General features: G+C 69.9%; 13 protein-coding genes. 2 read left to right on the top strand and 11 right to left on the bottom strand.

What is annotated here, in order from left to right; translation table 11 throughout:
* Window positions 1–6: 6 nt before the first annotated feature.
* The 11 genes from AC1Q7O_RS19605 to AC1Q7O_RS19555 form a co-directional block, all read right to left on the bottom strand.
* Window positions 7–2,274, bottom strand: coding sequence for a DEAD/DEAH box helicase (locus AC1Q7O_RS19605; RefSeq protein WP_492657414.1), 2,268 nt, complete (start codon window positions 2,272–2,274; stop codon window positions 7–9).
* Complete coding sequence (locus AC1Q7O_RS19600; RefSeq protein ID WP_492657415.1) at window positions 2,275–3,216, bottom strand: hypothetical protein; 942 nt, start codon at window positions 3,214–3,216, stop codon at window positions 2,275–2,277.
* A 39-nt stretch (window positions 3,217–3,255) separates the two neighbouring features.
* Window positions 3,256–3,897, bottom strand: coding sequence for an RpiB/LacA/LacB family sugar-phosphate isomerase (locus AC1Q7O_RS19595; RefSeq protein ID WP_492657416.1), 642 nt, complete (start codon window positions 3,895–3,897; stop codon window positions 3,256–3,258).
* Between the two features lie 237 nt (window positions 3,898–4,134).
* Complete coding sequence (locus tag AC1Q7O_RS19590; protein WP_492657417.1) at window positions 4,135–4,617, bottom strand: PaaI family thioesterase; 483 nt, start codon at window positions 4,615–4,617, stop codon at window positions 4,135–4,137.
* An 18-nt stretch (window positions 4,618–4,635) separates the two neighbouring features.
* Entirely contained in the window at window positions 4,636–5,427 is a 792-nt protein-coding gene (locus AC1Q7O_RS19585; RefSeq protein ID WP_492657418.1) for an SDR family oxidoreductase, read from the bottom strand.
* Window positions 5,428–5,438: 11 nt separating this feature from the next.
* Window positions 5,439–7,235 (bottom strand): acyl-CoA dehydrogenase, encoded by a 1,797-nt coding sequence (locus AC1Q7O_RS19580; RefSeq protein WP_492657419.1) that lies wholly within the window; start codon window positions 7,233–7,235, stop codon window positions 5,439–5,441.
* A gap of 3 nt (window positions 7,236–7,238) precedes the next feature.
* Window positions 7,239–8,075 (bottom strand): hypothetical protein, encoded by an 837-nt coding sequence (locus tag AC1Q7O_RS19575; RefSeq protein WP_492657420.1) that lies wholly within the window; start codon window positions 8,073–8,075, stop codon window positions 7,239–7,241.
* Window positions 8,076–8,185: 110 nt separating this feature from the next.
* A complete protein-coding gene (locus tag AC1Q7O_RS19570) occupies window positions 8,186–8,611 on the bottom strand; it encodes a PaaI family thioesterase (protein WP_492657421.1) in 426 nt (141 codons plus the stop codon).
* Between the two features lie 4 nt (window positions 8,612–8,615).
* A complete protein-coding gene (locus AC1Q7O_RS19565; RefSeq protein ID WP_492657422.1) occupies window positions 8,616–9,791 on the bottom strand; it encodes an acetyl-CoA C-acyltransferase in 1,176 nt (391 codons plus the stop codon).
* An 83-nt stretch (window positions 9,792–9,874) separates the two neighbouring features.
* Entirely contained in the window at window positions 9,875–11,968 is a 2,094-nt protein-coding gene (locus tag AC1Q7O_RS19560) for a 3-hydroxyacyl-CoA dehydrogenase NAD-binding domain-containing protein (RefSeq protein ID WP_492657423.1), read from the bottom strand.
* A 125-nt stretch (window positions 11,969–12,093) separates the two neighbouring features.
* The gene (locus AC1Q7O_RS19555) at window positions 12,094–12,468 is read right to left on the bottom strand and encodes a hypothetical protein (RefSeq protein ID WP_492657424.1); all 375 of its coding nucleotides are present in this window, start codon (window positions 12,466–12,468) and stop codon (window positions 12,094–12,096) included.
* Window positions 12,469–12,603: 135 nt separating this feature from the next.
* Between AC1Q7O_RS19555 and AC1Q7O_RS19550 the strand changes: the two genes are divergently transcribed.
* Both AC1Q7O_RS19550 and AC1Q7O_RS19545 read left to right on the top strand, forming a co-directional pair.
* The gene (locus AC1Q7O_RS19550; RefSeq protein WP_492657425.1) at window positions 12,604–14,934 is read left to right on the top strand and encodes a hypothetical protein; all 2,331 of its coding nucleotides are present in this window, start codon (window positions 12,604–12,606) and stop codon (window positions 14,932–14,934) included.
* Between the two features lie 43 nt (window positions 14,935–14,977).
* Entirely contained in the window at window positions 14,978–15,361 is a 384-nt protein-coding gene (locus tag AC1Q7O_RS19545; protein WP_492657426.1) for a VanZ family protein, read from the top strand.
* The last annotated feature ends 13 nt before the right edge of the window (window positions 15,362–15,374 follow it).

Below are 15,374 nucleotides of genomic sequence, written 5' to 3'. Positions count from 1 at the left end.
CGCCCGTCAATCCTCTTCCAGCGGCGCCAGCAGCAGGTTCAACTCGGGCGCGCTGAACTTGGTCAGCAGCGAGCCGTCATCGCTGCCCAGCAGGCCGTCGGCCAGCGCCTTCTTGCGCGCCTGCAGCTCCAGCATGCGCTCCTCGATGCTGCCCTGGGCCACCAGCTGGTAGGCGAAGACCGGCTGGTCCTGCCCGATGCGGTGGGCGCGTGCGCTGGCCTGCGCCTGCACGGCCGGGTTCCACCAAGGGTCCACGTGGATGACGGTGTCGGCGGCCGTCAGGTTCAGACCCACGCCGCCGGCCTTGAGGCTGGCCAGCAGCATGGGCACCTCGCGCGCCTGGAAGCGCCGCACGATGTCGCCGCGCTGCGCGGCCGGCGTGGCGCCGGTCAGCCGCAGGTGCGGCACGGGCACCTCGGCGGCGATCAGGTCCAGCATCTCCGTGAACTGCGAAAACACCAGCACGCGCCGGCCCTGCGCGACGAGGTCGGGCAGGTGCTCGCGCAGCCATTCGAGCTTGGCGCGCTCGGTGTGCGGCGCCATCTCCACGCCCTTGACGAGGCGCGGGTCGCAGCACACCTGGCGCAGCTTCAGCATCGCGTCCAGCACGCTGATGAGGCTGGTGGGCGTGAAGCCGTCGCGCTGCAGGATGCGGCGCACCATATGGTCGGCGGCGACGCGCACGCTCTCGTACAGCTGCTTCTGCTGGCCAACGAGCGGCACGCGCTTCACCAGCTCGGTCAGCGGCGGCAGCTCGGTGGCCACCTCGGTCTTGAGCCGGCGCAGGATGAAGGGCCGCACGCGCGCCGCCAGCAGCCGCGCGCGCGGGCCGTCGCGGTTGACCTCGATGGGCTTGCGCCAGTGGCGCGCGAACGTGCGCGAGTCGCCCAGGAAGCCGGGCATCAGCAGGTCGAACAGCGACCACAGCTCGCCCAGGTGGTTCTCCAGCGGCGTGCCGGTCAGCGCCAGCAGGTGCCGCGCGTCCAGCCGGCGCAGCGCCCGCGCCGCACGGGCCTGCGCGTTCTTCACCGACTGGGCTTCGTCCAGGATGAGCAAATGCCAGGGCCGGGCCGACAGCGCGCGCAGGTCGCGCCAGACGAGGTTGTAGGTTGTCAGCACGACATCGGCACCGCCGAGGTCCAGCGCTGCGCGGTCGGCGCCGTGCCAGGTCTTGACCCCCAGCCCCGGCGCGACGCGCGCAGCCTCCTGCTGCCAGTTGAATAGCAGCGACGTGGGCACGACGACCAGCGCCGGGCGGTCCAGCCGGCCGGCCTGCTTCTCGGCCCAGACGTGGGCCAGCGCCTGTGCCGTCTTGCCCAGGCCCATGTCATCGGCCAGGATGCCGGCGAGGTTCTGTGCACGCAGGTATTGCAGCCAGGCCAGCCCGTGGAGCTGGTAAGGCCTCAGTTGCAGGCCCAGGCCGGGTGGCTGTTCAAAGGCAGTCGGTGCGCCCGCCGCCAGCAGCCGCCGGCCCAGCACCTTCAGGCCCGCGTCGCCGTGGATCTGCCAGCGGCCGCGCGATTCGTCCTCGATGACACGGAGGCGATCCGCGTCCCATTCGTTCAGCTTGAGCGGCTTGCCCTTCTCCAGCTCGGCGGGTTTGAGCAGGTCCAGCAGCGCCAGCATCATGGCCTTCAGCGGCGCGGCGACGGCGTGATAGCGCCGCCCGCCCGGTGCGCGCAGCGACACGATGGCGTCGTCCTCGATGGCGGCAATGGCCACGGCGTCCAGCCAGCGCTTGTCTCGGCGCAGCAGGTTGGCGATCAGCGGCGCCAGGTCCAACGTCTTGCCGTCGACCTCCATGCCGAGGCTGACGAGCCACGCGCCCGTGCGGCGCTCCAGCGCCAGGCCTTCGACGCGGCGGCTGGGCTTCGGCGCCTCTTGTTCGGTGTCTTCCGTCAGCCCCAGCTGCCAGCCGCTGACGAACTGGCTGTGGTGGGCGAAGCCGGGCTCGGTCGTGACCTGCCAGCCCCGGGCCTGCAGCTCGGGCACGGCCTCGGCGTGGAAGTCACCGAAGAACTCTTCCTGCACCAGCGTCCACAGCGATTCGCCGCCCAGCGACGGCGGCGTGCCGCGCCACTGCAGCAGCGCGGGATCGAGGGCGATGAGGCCCAGCTTGAGAAGCGCTTGCTCGGCGTCGGCATCCCGCCGCGCCAGCGTCGCCACCGTCACCTGCTCGCCGCGCGGGCCGAGGGCCCCACGCGGGCGCAGGCCCAGCAGGCCATCGCCGCGCGTCAGCGTGCGCAGCGTGAGGTGAGGTGCGGCGCGGTCCACTCAGTCGACCTTGGCCACGTCGTCCCTGGGCTCCTTCACGCGCTGCACCAACCGGCGTGCGATGTCGCGGGCCTGGGCGCGCTGAGCCTCCGTCAGGCCATCATGGCTAAAGCGGGGTTGCCTCTCGCTCCCCAGCTGTATGGCGACAGATTCGGCGATGGAGACTAAACGCCGCACCAGAGCGCCGACATCCGGATCTGTGGCAGCCAGTTCAAGGGCGTAGCGCAGGCTGCGCTGCAAGTCGTTGGACATGCCGAGTGTCGAAGCCTGGTGGGACGCCGCCACCACCAACGACGACACGTCTCCAGCGATGGCGTCGCGCAACACGCCTTGCAGAACCTTGGGGCTGCGCTGAAAAAGATGAAGGCTTTGCACCGCAGCACCGATCACCCGCTGTTCCACGGCCGTATCCAGCAGCGCCACCTGCGCAGGCCGCCAATCCGGCACCGTCTGGCAGTTGGCGAGGACGCGCTGGTAGCTCTGCAGCTGCTCTTTGCGGACCGCCTGTACCGCCGCACCAACACCGTCCGCCGAATGCCTCTGAATCATGTCCGGCTGCATCTGGCCGGAGATCGCCTCGCACTCCCTCAGCTTGCGCGCCAGGTCGGCGGCCATGACACCGTCGCGTGCCTGCAGCGCCTGCTGCACCTGGGTGTGGAGGGTGCCGGGATAGCGGGCCCAATCGATAGGCGGGACGATGGCCGGCGTGGTGGAGCGGGCGGCGACAGCCTTGTCGGGGCCTGCGCCAATGGACGTGGACGCCAGATGGGCTGGCGGCCGCGCCGGCGCGCTGGCAGCACCGTCCGAGGGGCCGGGCTGGATTGCAGCAGCCAGGTCCGCGGCGCCCTGGTCAGGCTGCTCAACGCCCGAGCTCAGCACCCAGGCCGTCGAGGCCACGACGATGACGGCGGCCACACCGGCCGCACTGGTTTTCGTTCCCATGCGCCATTGTGATTGGCGCCGTCTCGCCGGCCGTGGAGGTCAGCCCTTCAACACACCCTGGATATGAGCGGCGATGGCGTCGTCCTGGCAGTTCGTGAAGAACAGTTCCTGGAACTTCTCGCCCGACACGGCGGCCTTCAGCAGGTCCTGGTCGACGGCCTTCAGCGTCGTCAGCATGTCCTTGCAGGAGGCGGCCTTCAGGTCCTTCAGGATGCCGCGGTTCTTGGCCATGATGGCCGCGCGTTCCTTGGGGTAGCCGGCGCCGCGCTCGTTCTCGAGCAGCTTGCGGTAGCAGTCCTGCAGGTTGAGCTCGGCGGCCCAGCCGAAGCCCTTGGCGTAGGGCATGGACATGGCGTTGCCGTCGTTGATCTGGCCGAACAGGAAGGCGTCGGTCGGGTCGATGACCAGGCCGCAGAACACGCCGGGCATGCTGTTGCAGGCCAGCATGGAACCCATGCCGGTGCCGCAGCCGGTGATGACGAAGTCGGCGGCCTTGCTGTTCAGCAGGATGCCGGCCAGCAGGCCGTTCATGACGTAGGTCAGCGAGGCCTTGTCTTCCGGCGCGTACATGCCGTAGTGGTGGACTTGGTGGCCCAGCGGCTCGGCGACGGTCTTGAGCGCGTTGTGGACGATCTCGGACTTGGCGGCCTGGCTGTTCTCGATGATGAGGGCGATCTTCATGGCGGGGGCTTTCTGGGCGAATCTGGACGAGGGCGGGGGCCGTGCGGCTCGGGCCAGGGGGCCGTGAACGCGGGCCGTCGTGCCAGGGGATTCCCGATCAGGGCGCCCGGACTGCATGGTCCGGCAAGCCCCTGGCCAACCGCGCACCCCGTGGCCGGGATGCTGACGCTGCCGCGATTGTGCCCGCTATTGGAACGTCGTTTCAGAAAACCGGCCAATCCCGAGGGCGGCGCGGGGTCAGCCCGGTCCGGTCGCGCCGCCGGCCTCCGCCGGCGTCAGCTTGTTGAGCCGCCGCCCCTGCGTGGGCAGCGCCTTCAGGTACTTGAAGGTGCCGGTGGCGTGCGCGCAGAGTTTGCCGTCACCGCCAAACACCGAGCCCTCGCAGAAGGCCATGGTGGTGGAGCGGTGCAGCAGTTTGGCGTGGCAGCGCAGCTCGCCCTCGCCGGGGCGCATGAAGCTGGTCTTCATCTCGATGGTCACGACGCCCGGGCCCATGCCGGGCTGGTCGCGGTGGATGCTGCGCGCGGCGTGGGCCATGGCCACGTCCAGCAGCGTCATCAGCACGCCACCGTGCGCCACCTCCCAGGAGTTGAGATGGCCTTCCTGCAGGTCCACCCGGATCTCGGCCTCCCCGTGGCCCAGGCTGTGCAACTCGAAGCCGAGCTGCTGCACGAAGGGAATGTGCACAGGGAAGTGGAGCGGGGGCGAGGGGCGCGTCATGTGCGAATTGTCAGCGGGTCAGCCGCCGTGGACGGCGCTCACGCCGCCATCCACCGCCAGGATCTGGCCGGTGATGTGCTTGCCGGCCTTGGACGCGAACAGCAGCGCGGCGCCCTTGAGGTCGTCGTCGTCGCCGATCCGGTTCAGTGGCGCGTGCGCAGCCATCTTGTCCTCGCCCACGGCGGCGAGCAGCCCCTTGGTCATCTTGCTCGGGAAGAAGCCCGGCGCCAGCGCGTTGACGGTGATGCCGTGGGCGCCCCACTCACCCGCCAGCGCGCGCGTGAAGTTCACGGCCGCGCCCTTGCTGGTGTTGTAGGCAATGGTCTTCATGACGCCCGAGTTGCCCGACAGGCCGGCGATGGACGCCACGTTGATGATGCGGCCCGACTTGCGCGGGATCATGCTGGCCTTGGCCACCGCCTGCGCGAACACGAACAGGCTGCGGATGTTCAGGTCCATGACCTTGTCCCAGGCCTCGATCGGGTGCTCCTCGGCCGGCGCGCCCCAGCTGGCGCCGGCGTTGTTGACGAGGATGTCGATCTGGCCCAGCCGCTCCATCGTCTCGGCCACGACGCGCTGCGCGTCCTCCGGCTTGGCGGCATCCGCCGCGATCCAGCGGGCATCGATGCCGCGAGCCTGCAGGTGGGCGGCGGCTTCTTCCAGGTCGGCTGCCTTGCGCGAGGTCAGCATGATCTTGGCGCCGGCTTCACCCAGCGCTTCGGCGATCTGCAGGCCCAGGCCGCGCGAGCCGCCAGTGACGAGGGCCACCTGGCCGGTGAGGTCGAACAGGTCTTGGACTTTGGTGCTCATGATCTTGTCTCTCAAAAGTGTTCGGGTTGGATGTCGCGGCACAGCGGCTCGCGGCGGGCGACGACGTCCAGCCACGCGCCGATCTTGGGCAGTTCGTAGGCAAAGAAATAGCGGGCTGCGGCGCGCTTGCCCTGGGCGAAGTCGCTGTTGTCGCCCACGGCCAGCGCCACGTCCAGCCACAGCCAGGCCAGTACCGTGTGGCCGAAGGCCTGCAGGTAGGGCACCGCGTTGGCCAGCGCATCCTCGGGCTGGCCGGTGCTCCAGGCCTTCTTCGTGGCGCCGCCGACCTGCGCGAGCGCCGCGGCGAGTTGGTTGGCCTGCGGCGCCCAGTCGGTCTGGATGGCGCGCTCGATCGTCTGCTGCACGCGCGCCGCCAGTGCCGCCAGCGACGCCCCACCCTGCTGCACGACCTTGCGGCCCAGCAGGTCCAGCGCCTGGATGCCGTGCGTGCCCTCGTGGATCATGTTCAGGCGCTGGTCGCGCCAGTACTGCTCGACCGGGAAGTCGCGCGTGTAGCCGTAGCCACCCAGCACCTGAATGGCCAGTGAGTTGGACTCCAGGCACCACTCGCTGGGCCAGCTCTTGGCGATGGGGATCAGCACGTCCAGCAGCGCCTGGGCGCCGGCCCGGTCGTCGCCCGTCGCGAGTTCGTCCACGAGGCGCGCACAGTACAACTCCAGCGCCAGGCCGCCTTCGACATAACTCTTCTGTGCAAGCAGCATGCGGCGCACGTCGGCGTGTTCGATGATGGGCCGCTGCGGGCTGGCGGCGTCCTTGCCGGCGGCCGTCATGGGCCGGCCCTGCGGGCGCTGCTTGGCGTAGTCCAGGCTGGCCTCGTAGCCGGCATAGCCCAGCATCACCGCGCCCAGGCCCACGCCGATGCGGGCCTCGTTCATCATGTGGAACATCGCGCGCAGCCCCTCGCCCGGCTTGCCGACGAGGTAGCCGATGGCGCCCTTGCGGCCGCCGGGCGTGAAGCGGCCCTCGCCAAAGTTCAGCAGGCAGTTGGTGGTGCCGCGGTAGCCCAGCTTGTGGTTGAGGCCGGCCAGGCTCACGTCGTTGCGCTCGCCGGTCAGCTCGGCCCGCTCGTTCACCAGCTTCTTGGGCACGATGAACAGCGAGATGCCCTTGGTACCCGGGATCAGCTTGCCATCCGGACCCGGCACCTTGGCCAGCACCAGGTGAACGATGTTCTCGGTGATCTCGTGCTCGCCGCCGGAGATCCACATCTTGTTGCCCGTGAGCCGGTAGCGCGGACCGAGCGCGTCGGCCTCATCCTCCAGCTCGGCGCGGGTGGCGATGTCGGACAGCGACGAGCCGGCCTGCGGCTCCGACAGGCACATGGTGCCGAACCAGCGGCCGGCGAACTCGTTCTTCGCAAACACCTCGCGCTGCAGCGGCGTGCCGTGCGCCATCAGCAGGCTGGCATTGCCCGAGGTCAGCATCGCGTAGCCGCCCATCGCCACGCTGGCCTTGCTGAAGAAGGCGTTGCCGGCCATCTCGATGACGCAGGGCAGCTGCATGCCGCCCACGTCATAGTCCTGCGCCGCGGCCAGCATGCCGGACTCGGCATATGCCCGCGTCGCGTCGTGCGTGGCCTGTGGCAGGTGCACGCGTTCGCCATCGAAATGCGGCTCCTGCGTATCGGCCAGCCGGTTGAACGGCGCGAACTTCTCGCGGGCGATCTTCTCGCAGGTGTCAAGCACCGCAGAGAAGGTCTCCGACGAATGTTCGGCGAAGCGCTCGCGCGCGGTCAGGTCACCAGCCTTGAGCCAGTCGAACAGCAGGAAGTCCAGGGTCTGTCGCATGCCTCAGCTTCTTTGCGATGTGATGATGAAGTTCAGCCGCCAGGCGGGGTCCAGCCCGTCGGGGCGCGGGTAGCGCTTCAGCGCGTCGGCGGCCAGGCGGTCGACGCGCGGTGCCAGCGCTTTCAGTTCCTCGCGGGCGCGGGCCTTGCTGGTGTCCGGCTGCGACCACGATTCGGCGCGCTGGAAGCCCGGTGCCGAGCCGCGGATGGCGCCGGCACCAACGCCGGCGTCCATGGCCTCCTGCGTCAGCTGGTCCGTCGCCAGCGTCAACTGGCCGCTGGCCGGCACGAACAGCGCCGCCAGGCCCTCGCCCGTACGGGCGGTGACGAACTCGGCGCCCACCGAGGCCAGCACGCCGACGACGTGCACGCAGCTGTCCAACTTGGCGGCACTCCAACCGCCCAGCGCGGCGCTGAAGCGGTCGACGTCCTGGCGGGCCTCGGGCGCGACCTCGCAGTCGCGCGGCAGCGGCAGTTCGGCCCGCTGGCCCCACCACAGCGCCAGGCCCTTGTCCGGCCCGGCCGCGGGCGACGCGTACAGCGCCGCCAGCCGCGCCGGCACACCAGGCTGCTCCTGCGCACGCAGGTAGAAGCGCGCGGCGCGTTCGGCGCTGGGCTTGAGGCACAGCCCCTGCTCGAACATCGAGCCGGCCAGCACCAGCACGGCGGGCGACGGCTTCTCGAGTGCGCCGTTCAGCGCGCGGGCGGCCGACGCGCAGTCCTTGGCCTCGATCGCCTTCACGATGGCCGCGGTGTCGGCAGCCGGCGTCGTTTGCGCGGCGACGGAGCCGCAGATGGCCAGCAGCGCCGAGGCGGCCAGGGGAAGGGCAAGCAGTTTCATCAGCAGGCTCCGTGCAACGGGGGGTGAGGATCGCTGCACTGTGCCAGCATCCCGCGCGCCAGGACGGGAGTCACACCCCCATGACGCGACCCCGGCCATCGCAGTACCCGTCAGTCCTGGGCCAGGCGGACGATGGTGCCCTGAGCCAGCGCGCAGAGCTTCTCGCTGCCGTCCTTGACCGCAAACACTTCGCAGCGGCAGACCGCCTGCGTCTTGCTCACGGCCTGGGCCTCGGCGCGGGCGATCAGCCGCTCGCCCACCGCGGGCCGGACATAGTTGATCTTGAACTCGGAGGTCACGACCGGCACCTGCATCGCGGTGCCGCCGGCGTAGGTCAGCGCGTTGTCGGCCAGGTAGCTGACGACGCCGCCATGCGCGAAGCCGTTCTGTTGCAGCAGGTCGTCGCGCAGCGGCAGCTGCAGTTCGACCTGACCCGGCGCCAGTGCGGCGAGCTCCGTGCCCAGCAGACGGCTGAAGGACTGCTGGGCGAGGATGTCTCGCCCCATCGCCAGAAAGACTTCGGGCGAGACACTCATGGCGTCAGAGGACTTCGAACACGCCGGCAGCGCCCATGCCGCCGCCGATGCACATCGTCACGCAGACACGCTTGGCACCACGGCGCTTGCCTTCGATGAGGGCGTGGCCCGTCAGGCGCTGGCCCGACACGCCGTAGGGGTGGCCCACGGCGATGGCGCCGCCGTTGACGTTGAGCTTGTCCATCGGGATGCCCAGCGTGTCGGCGCAATACAGCACCTGCACGGCGAAGGCTTCGTTCAGCTCCCACAGGTCGATGTCGGCGACGGTCAGGCCCAGCTTCTTCAGCACCTTCGGCACCGCGAACACGGGGCCGATGCCCATCTCGTCGGGTTCGCAACCGGCCACGGCGAAGCCGAGGAAGCGGCCCAGCGGCTCGAGGTTGTGCGTGGATGCGTACTGCTCTGACACCAGCGCGCAGGCGCCGGCGCCGTCGCTGAACTGGCTGGCGTTGCCGGCCGAGATCAGGCCGCCGGGGACGGCGGAACGCAGGTCCTTGATGCCCTCGTAGGTCGTGCCTTCGCGCAGGCCTTCGTCGGCGCTGATGGTGACTTCCTTGCTCATCAGCCCCATGACCTTGTCGGCCACGCCCATGGTCGTGGTCACGGAGATCAGCTCGTCGGCGAACTTGCCGGCGGCCTGGGCGGCGCAGGCCTTCTGCTGGCTGCCGGCACCGTAGTGGTCCATGCGCTCGCGCGAGATGTTGTAGCGCTTGGCCACGTTCTCGGCGGTCTGCAGCATGTTCCAGTAGATCTCGGGCTTGAGCTTCATCAGCGCCGGGTCGACGAGCATGTGCTTGTTGGCCTCCTGCTGCACGCAGGAGATGCTCTCCACGCCGCCGGCGATGTAGACGTCACCCTCGCCCGCGATGATGCGCTGCGCGGCCATGGCGATGGTCTGCAGGCCGCTGGAGCAGAAACGGTTGATGGTGACGCCGCTCACAGTGATGGGCAGGCCGGCCTTCAGCGCGATCTGGCGCGCGATGTTGCTGCCGGTGGCACCTTCGGGCGTGGCGCAGCCCATCAGCACGTCCTCGATGGCGCCACCCTCGATGCCGGCGCGCTCGACGGCCGACTTGACGGCATGGCCGCCCAGCGTGGCGCCGTGGGTCATGTTGAACGCGCCCTTCCAGCTCTTGGCGAGCGGCGTGCGGGCGGTGGAGACGATCAGTGCGTTGCTCATGTCTTGTCCTTAATCAGTTGGTGCCAGAGCTACTCGCTTCGCTCGATCGGTCTGGCACGCAAAGCGTTCAGATTGGCCGACGTTCAAGTGAAGGACTTGCCTTCAGCGACCAGCCGGGCCAGCAGCGGCGCCGGCGTCCAGAACGCGCCGTCGTCCATCGGGTTCTTGGCGAATCGGTTCATCGCCTGCACGACGTTGAACAGGCCCACCGTGTCGGCGTAGCACATCGGGCCACCGCGGAAGATGGGGAAGCCGTAGCCAGTCAGGTAGACCATGTCCACGTCCGAGGCACGCTGGGCGATGCCCTCTTCCAGCAGGTGGGCGGCCTCGTTGACGAGCGAGAACACCAGACGGTGCACGATCTCTTCGTCGCTGATGTCGCGCTTCTTCGCGCCGATGGCTTCGCGGTGCTTGGCCAGCATCTCGTCGACGACCGGCGACGGGATCGCGTCGCGCTTGCCGGGCAGGTAGTCGTACCAGCCAGCGCCGGTCTTCTGGCCGAAGCGGCCCAGCTCGCACAGGCGGTCGGCGCTGGCCGAGTACTTCATGTTGGCGCGCTCCACGGCGCGGCGCTTGCGGATGGCCCAGCCGATGTCGTTGCCGGCCAGGTCGCCCATGCGGAACGGGCCCATCGCGAAGCCGAACTTCTCGACGGCCTTGTCCACCTGCTGCGGCGTGCAGCCTTCATCCAGCAGGAAACCGGCCTGGCGGCTGTACTGCTCGATCATGCGATTGCCGATGAAGCCATCGCAGACGCCCGACACGACCGCGGTCTTCTTGATCTTCTTGCCAATGGCCATGACGGTGGCCAACACGTCCTTGGCGGTTTCCTTGCCACGCACGACTTCCAGCAGCTTCATCACGTTGGCCGGGCTGAAGAAGTGCATGCCCACGACGTCCTGCGGGCGCTTCGTGAACGAGGCGATCTTGTCGACGTCCAGCGTGGAGGTGTTCGACGCCAGGATGGCGCCGGGCTTGGCGACCGCGTCCAGCTGCTTGAACACGGCTTCCTTGACGCCGATCTCCTCGAACACGGCCTCGATGATGAGGTCGCAGTCCTTCAGATCGTCGTAGCTCAGCGTGGTGGACAGCAGCGCCATGCGGGCCGCGTACTTGTCTTCCTTCAGCTTGCCCTTCTTGACCTGGGCTTCGTAGTTCTTCTTGATCGTCGCGACGCCGCGGTCCAGCGCTTCCTGCTTGGTCTCCAGGATGGTGACCGGGATGCCCGCGTTCAGGAAGTTCATCGAGATGCCGCCTCCCATGGTGCCGGCGCCGATGACGCCCACCTTGGCGATAGTGCGCAGCGGCGTGCCCTCGGGCACGTCGGCGATCTTGCTGGCCACGCGCTCGGCGAAGAACAGGTGGCGCAGCGCCTTGGATTCGGGCGTCTGCATCAGTGCCGCGAAGCCCTCGCGCTCGGCACGCATGCCGTCGTCGAACTTCAGCTTGACGGCGCCGGCCACGGCTTCCAGGCACTGCAGCGGTGCCGGGTAGTTCTTGCTCATGCCGCCCACCATGTTGCGGGCGAACTGGAAGTAGGCCTCGGCGTTAGGGTGGCGGGCCTTCAGGTCACGGACCTTGGGCAGCGGGCGCTTGTCGGCCACCTCGGCGGCGAAGGTCACGGCGGCGTCCACGACATCCGCATCGACGATCTTGTCGAACAGCTTCTGGCCCGGGACCATCGCCAGCATCTGCGCCTCGACCGGCTCGCCGCTGACGATCATGTTCAGCGCGGGCTCCACGCCTAAAGCGCGCGGCAGGCGCTGCGTGCCACCGGCACCCGGCAGCAGGCCCAGCTTCACTTCGGGCAGGGCGACCTTGGTGCCCGTCTGCGCCACGCGGTAGTGGCAGCCCAGGCTCAGCTCCAGGCCACCGCCCATGCACACGCTGTGGATGGCCGCGACGATGGGCTTGCTGCTGTTCTCGACGACGCCGATCAGGCTCAGCAGATTGGGTTCGGCCAGCGCCTTGGGCGAGCCGAATTCCTTGATGTCGGCACCGCCCGAGAACGCCTTGCCGGCGCCGGTGATGACGATGGCCGTGACGGCCGGATCGGCCTCGGCGCGTTCCACACCGGCGGCCGTGGCGGCGCGGGTGGCGAAACCCAGTCCGTTGACCGGCGGGTTGTCGAGCGTGATCACGGCGACGCTGCCGCGAACTTCGTAATGGGCTGTCATGGGCACGACCTCGGGTTGGCGGGCAAGCCGCGTCTCCTGCAGCCGGCCCAGAAATAGAACGATCGTTCGATTCTAGGCAGCGGTTTCGGCGCCGTCTTGTCCCGGCAGTGACAAGGCCGGGCGCGCTACTCGCCGCGCTTGAGCACCACGGTGTCCTTGAACGCCTTCGGCACCTCCTTGGGCGCGGGCGGCTGCATCTTCGCTTCGGCGTAGCGGCGGGTGGCTTCCGCGGCATCCACCGGGGGCTCAGCGGGTGGCGCCGGCCGCGGCGCCGGGCGCACGGCCAGCCGCAGCTCGTGGTTCTCGCGCTGCAGCTGCTCGATCTGCTTGCGCGCCTGCGTCACATGCTGGCCCGCGAGGTTGTAGGCCTGCTCCAGCTGCAGGCGGCGCTGCGTCTCGCGCTTGGCGCGACCGGACAGCCAGGCGTACACGCCGCCCGCCGCCAGCAGGCCACCCAGCACGAAGCCACCCACCAGCATCAGCCATTGGCCTTGATCCATGAACCTCTCCCTTGGTTATGTCAGCAAATGTAGTGGTGCTACCGCGCCCCGGGCGCGCGGCCAGGGTTTCCCACGAGCACAGCCGATGGCCGGCCCGCCTTGGAGGTGGCGCGGGGCACGACTAGAGTGCGGCCCATGCTGATCCCGGTCGTCTACCCGCCTCCCGACAACTCGCCGCCGCCGACGTTCTCGCCGCTGCCCCAGCCCCCGGGCCCGCCCACGTCGGAGCCGCCACCGCCGCCGCCCCGCCCCGACCAACCCGCGCCACCGCCCGAGGGCGACGTTCCCCGCGTGCTGTACCTGCTGCGCGTGCTGTGGCTGTGCCTGTTCCCGGTGGGCATCGTCGGCGTGGGTGTGGCCACGCTGCTGGGCCTGGAACAGGCCCGCGAGACGCTGCTGGCGCTGGAGGTCGGCAGCATGCAGACGGCCGTGCTGGTGGCGGCCTTCGCGCTGTGGCTGCTGCTGGCCTGGTACACCAGCCGGCTGCTGCTGGACCGCTGCTTCAAGCCCGACACGCTGGGCGAATGCACTCACCCGACCTTTGCCGAAGGCCTGCGGCGCTGGCTGCCGCGTGCGCTGGTACTGGGCGGTGGCCTGCCCATCGCGCTGTTCTTCCTGCTGCAGACGCGCGAGCGCCTGATCGGCGTGGCGCTGCTGGCCGTCACGGCGGCGCTGTACGTCTTCGTCGTCAAGCGCCGTGCCTGGCTGCTCAGGCTGGGCGCCACGTCATGGCTGGCCCGCTGGCTGGCGCTTGACGTGCGGCGCGAGGCCATCGCCGCGATGGAGCGCGAAGACCGCATGCCCACGCCGTCGCGCGTGCTGGTAGCGCTGGTGATGCTGCTGCAATGGGCACTGCTGGCCGCGCTGCTGGCCTGGCCCGAGGCCACGGCGCGCGCCATCGGCTCGCCGGCGCTGGTGCTGCTGGCACTGGGCAGCTGGATCGTCTTCGGCGGCATCCTGCTGACCTACGTGCCCAAGGCGCTGATCCGCATGCCGCTGACGGCGCTGCCGCTGCTGCTGTTCGTCGGCTTCGCGCCGCTGAACGACAACCATCGCGTCGCACCACCGGAGCGCAGCGCGCCACGCGCCATCACCAACCGCCAGCCGGCGGATGCCTGGCTGCAGGCCTGGCTGCGCACCGTGGGCGCCGATGGCAAGCGGCCGCTGGTGCTGGTGGCGTCGGCCGGCGGCGCGTCGCGGGCCGCGTACTGGAGCAGCGCGGCGCTCGCGCGGCTGCAGGAACTGGGCGAACAGGAGGGGGCGAACTTCACCGATTCCGTGTTCGCGATCAGCGGCACCTCCGGCGGCGCGCTGGGAGCGGCCAGCTTCGTCGCCGCCGTGGACGCGCGCCGCCAGGCGCTGGATGCCGCGGCCTGCACGCCCTGGGAACTGGTGCGCGACTTCACGGGCCAGGACCACCTCGCCGCGCCCGTGGGCGGCCTGCTGTACGGCGACCTGCTGCAGCGGCTGCTGCCCGTGCCCATCACCGCGCTGGACCGCTCGCTGACGCTGGAACAGGTCTGGACCCGCGACTGGCCCCGCAGCCTGGCCCGCCACTGCGCGCCCGGCCCCGCTGCAGCGCCCAACCCCTGGGGCGACGCGCTGACCGCACTGCATGGCCGCGCCACGCCCGCGCAGTGGCTGCCGCTGCTGGCGCTGAACACCGCGGCGCTGGCCCGCGGGCAGCGCGTCTACCAGGCCGACTTCCTGCTGCCCAGCGCCGACGGGCTGGACCTGCTGGACCCGTCGCTGGGTCTGGACGTGGAGCGCCTGACGCTGGCGCAGGCCGTGCACAACAGCGCCCGCTTTCCCTACATCAGCCCGGCCGCGGCGGTCTTCTTCAAGGAGGCCCACCGGGACGATGAGGCCGGCGATGTCGGCAGCGTGTGGGACCGGCTGGGTGATGGCGGCTACGTGGAGAGCAGCGCCACGCTGATGCTGTCCGACCTGCTGCGCGACCTGGAGGCGGCCGGCCGGCTCAAGGTCTGCAAGCCGGAGGACGACTGCGCGGCGCAGGGCATCCTGGACCGCTCGCGGCTGCGCCTGCTGCTGCTGTTCAACGGCCCGTCCGAGGTGGACGACTGGCTGTGCCGCGATGCGCCGCAGGCCGCCGACGCGCTGCCGCAGGACGGCCGCCGCTACCGCGCCCGCGACGTGACGCTGCACGAGGTGGGTGCGCCGCCGCGCGGCATCCTGCACAGCAACGGCGCCCGCGGCCAGGACTCGACGGTGGAGCTCATCAAGCGCGTGGGCGGCTGCGGCCAGGTGGCCGAGCTGCGCCTGCCGGCCACGCAGGGCCAGCGCCCGCCGTCGATGAACTGGATGCTGAATGCCGCCTCGCGCGGTTTCATGGACGCTGCGCTGACGGAGAAGCTGCCGGCAACGGACGCCAGCGTCGGCCCGGCGCAGGCCCAGCTCAACGCCCACCTGCGCCAGGCCAGAGGCTGGCTGCTGCAGATGAAATGAGCCAGCAGCGCTGACATGCGGGCGGGCCACAATGCCGCCCGCCATGAAAACGCTGCTGTCCCTGTTCACCGCTCCCGCCTGCCGCGCCATCTGGCGCGCACTGCTCGCACTGCTGCTCGCCGTCATCACCTGGCTGGCGCTGTCGCCTGCGCCGCCCGAGACGATGAACACCGGCTGGGACAAGGCCAACCACGCGCTGGCGTTCGGCGCGCTGGCGTTCTGCGCCGTCTGGGCGCTGTGGCCGCAGCCACGCCAGTGGGCCTGGCCGGTGCTGGCGCTGCTGGCCTACGGCGTCGGCATCGAGATCGCGCAGAGCTTCCTGCCGCCGCGCGAGGCCGACTGGCACGACGTGGTGGCCGACGGTATCGGCATCGCGCTGGGGCTGCTGGCCGCCTGGCCGATCACCCGGATGAGCCCGACAGACTAGGGGGCTCCCTCCT

This window comes from Roseateles sp. GW823-FHT07B05 (assembly GCF_058794515.1).
The sequence above is the reverse complement of the archived record's forward strand: the minus strand, read 5'-3'. Positions and strand labels throughout refer to the sequence as shown.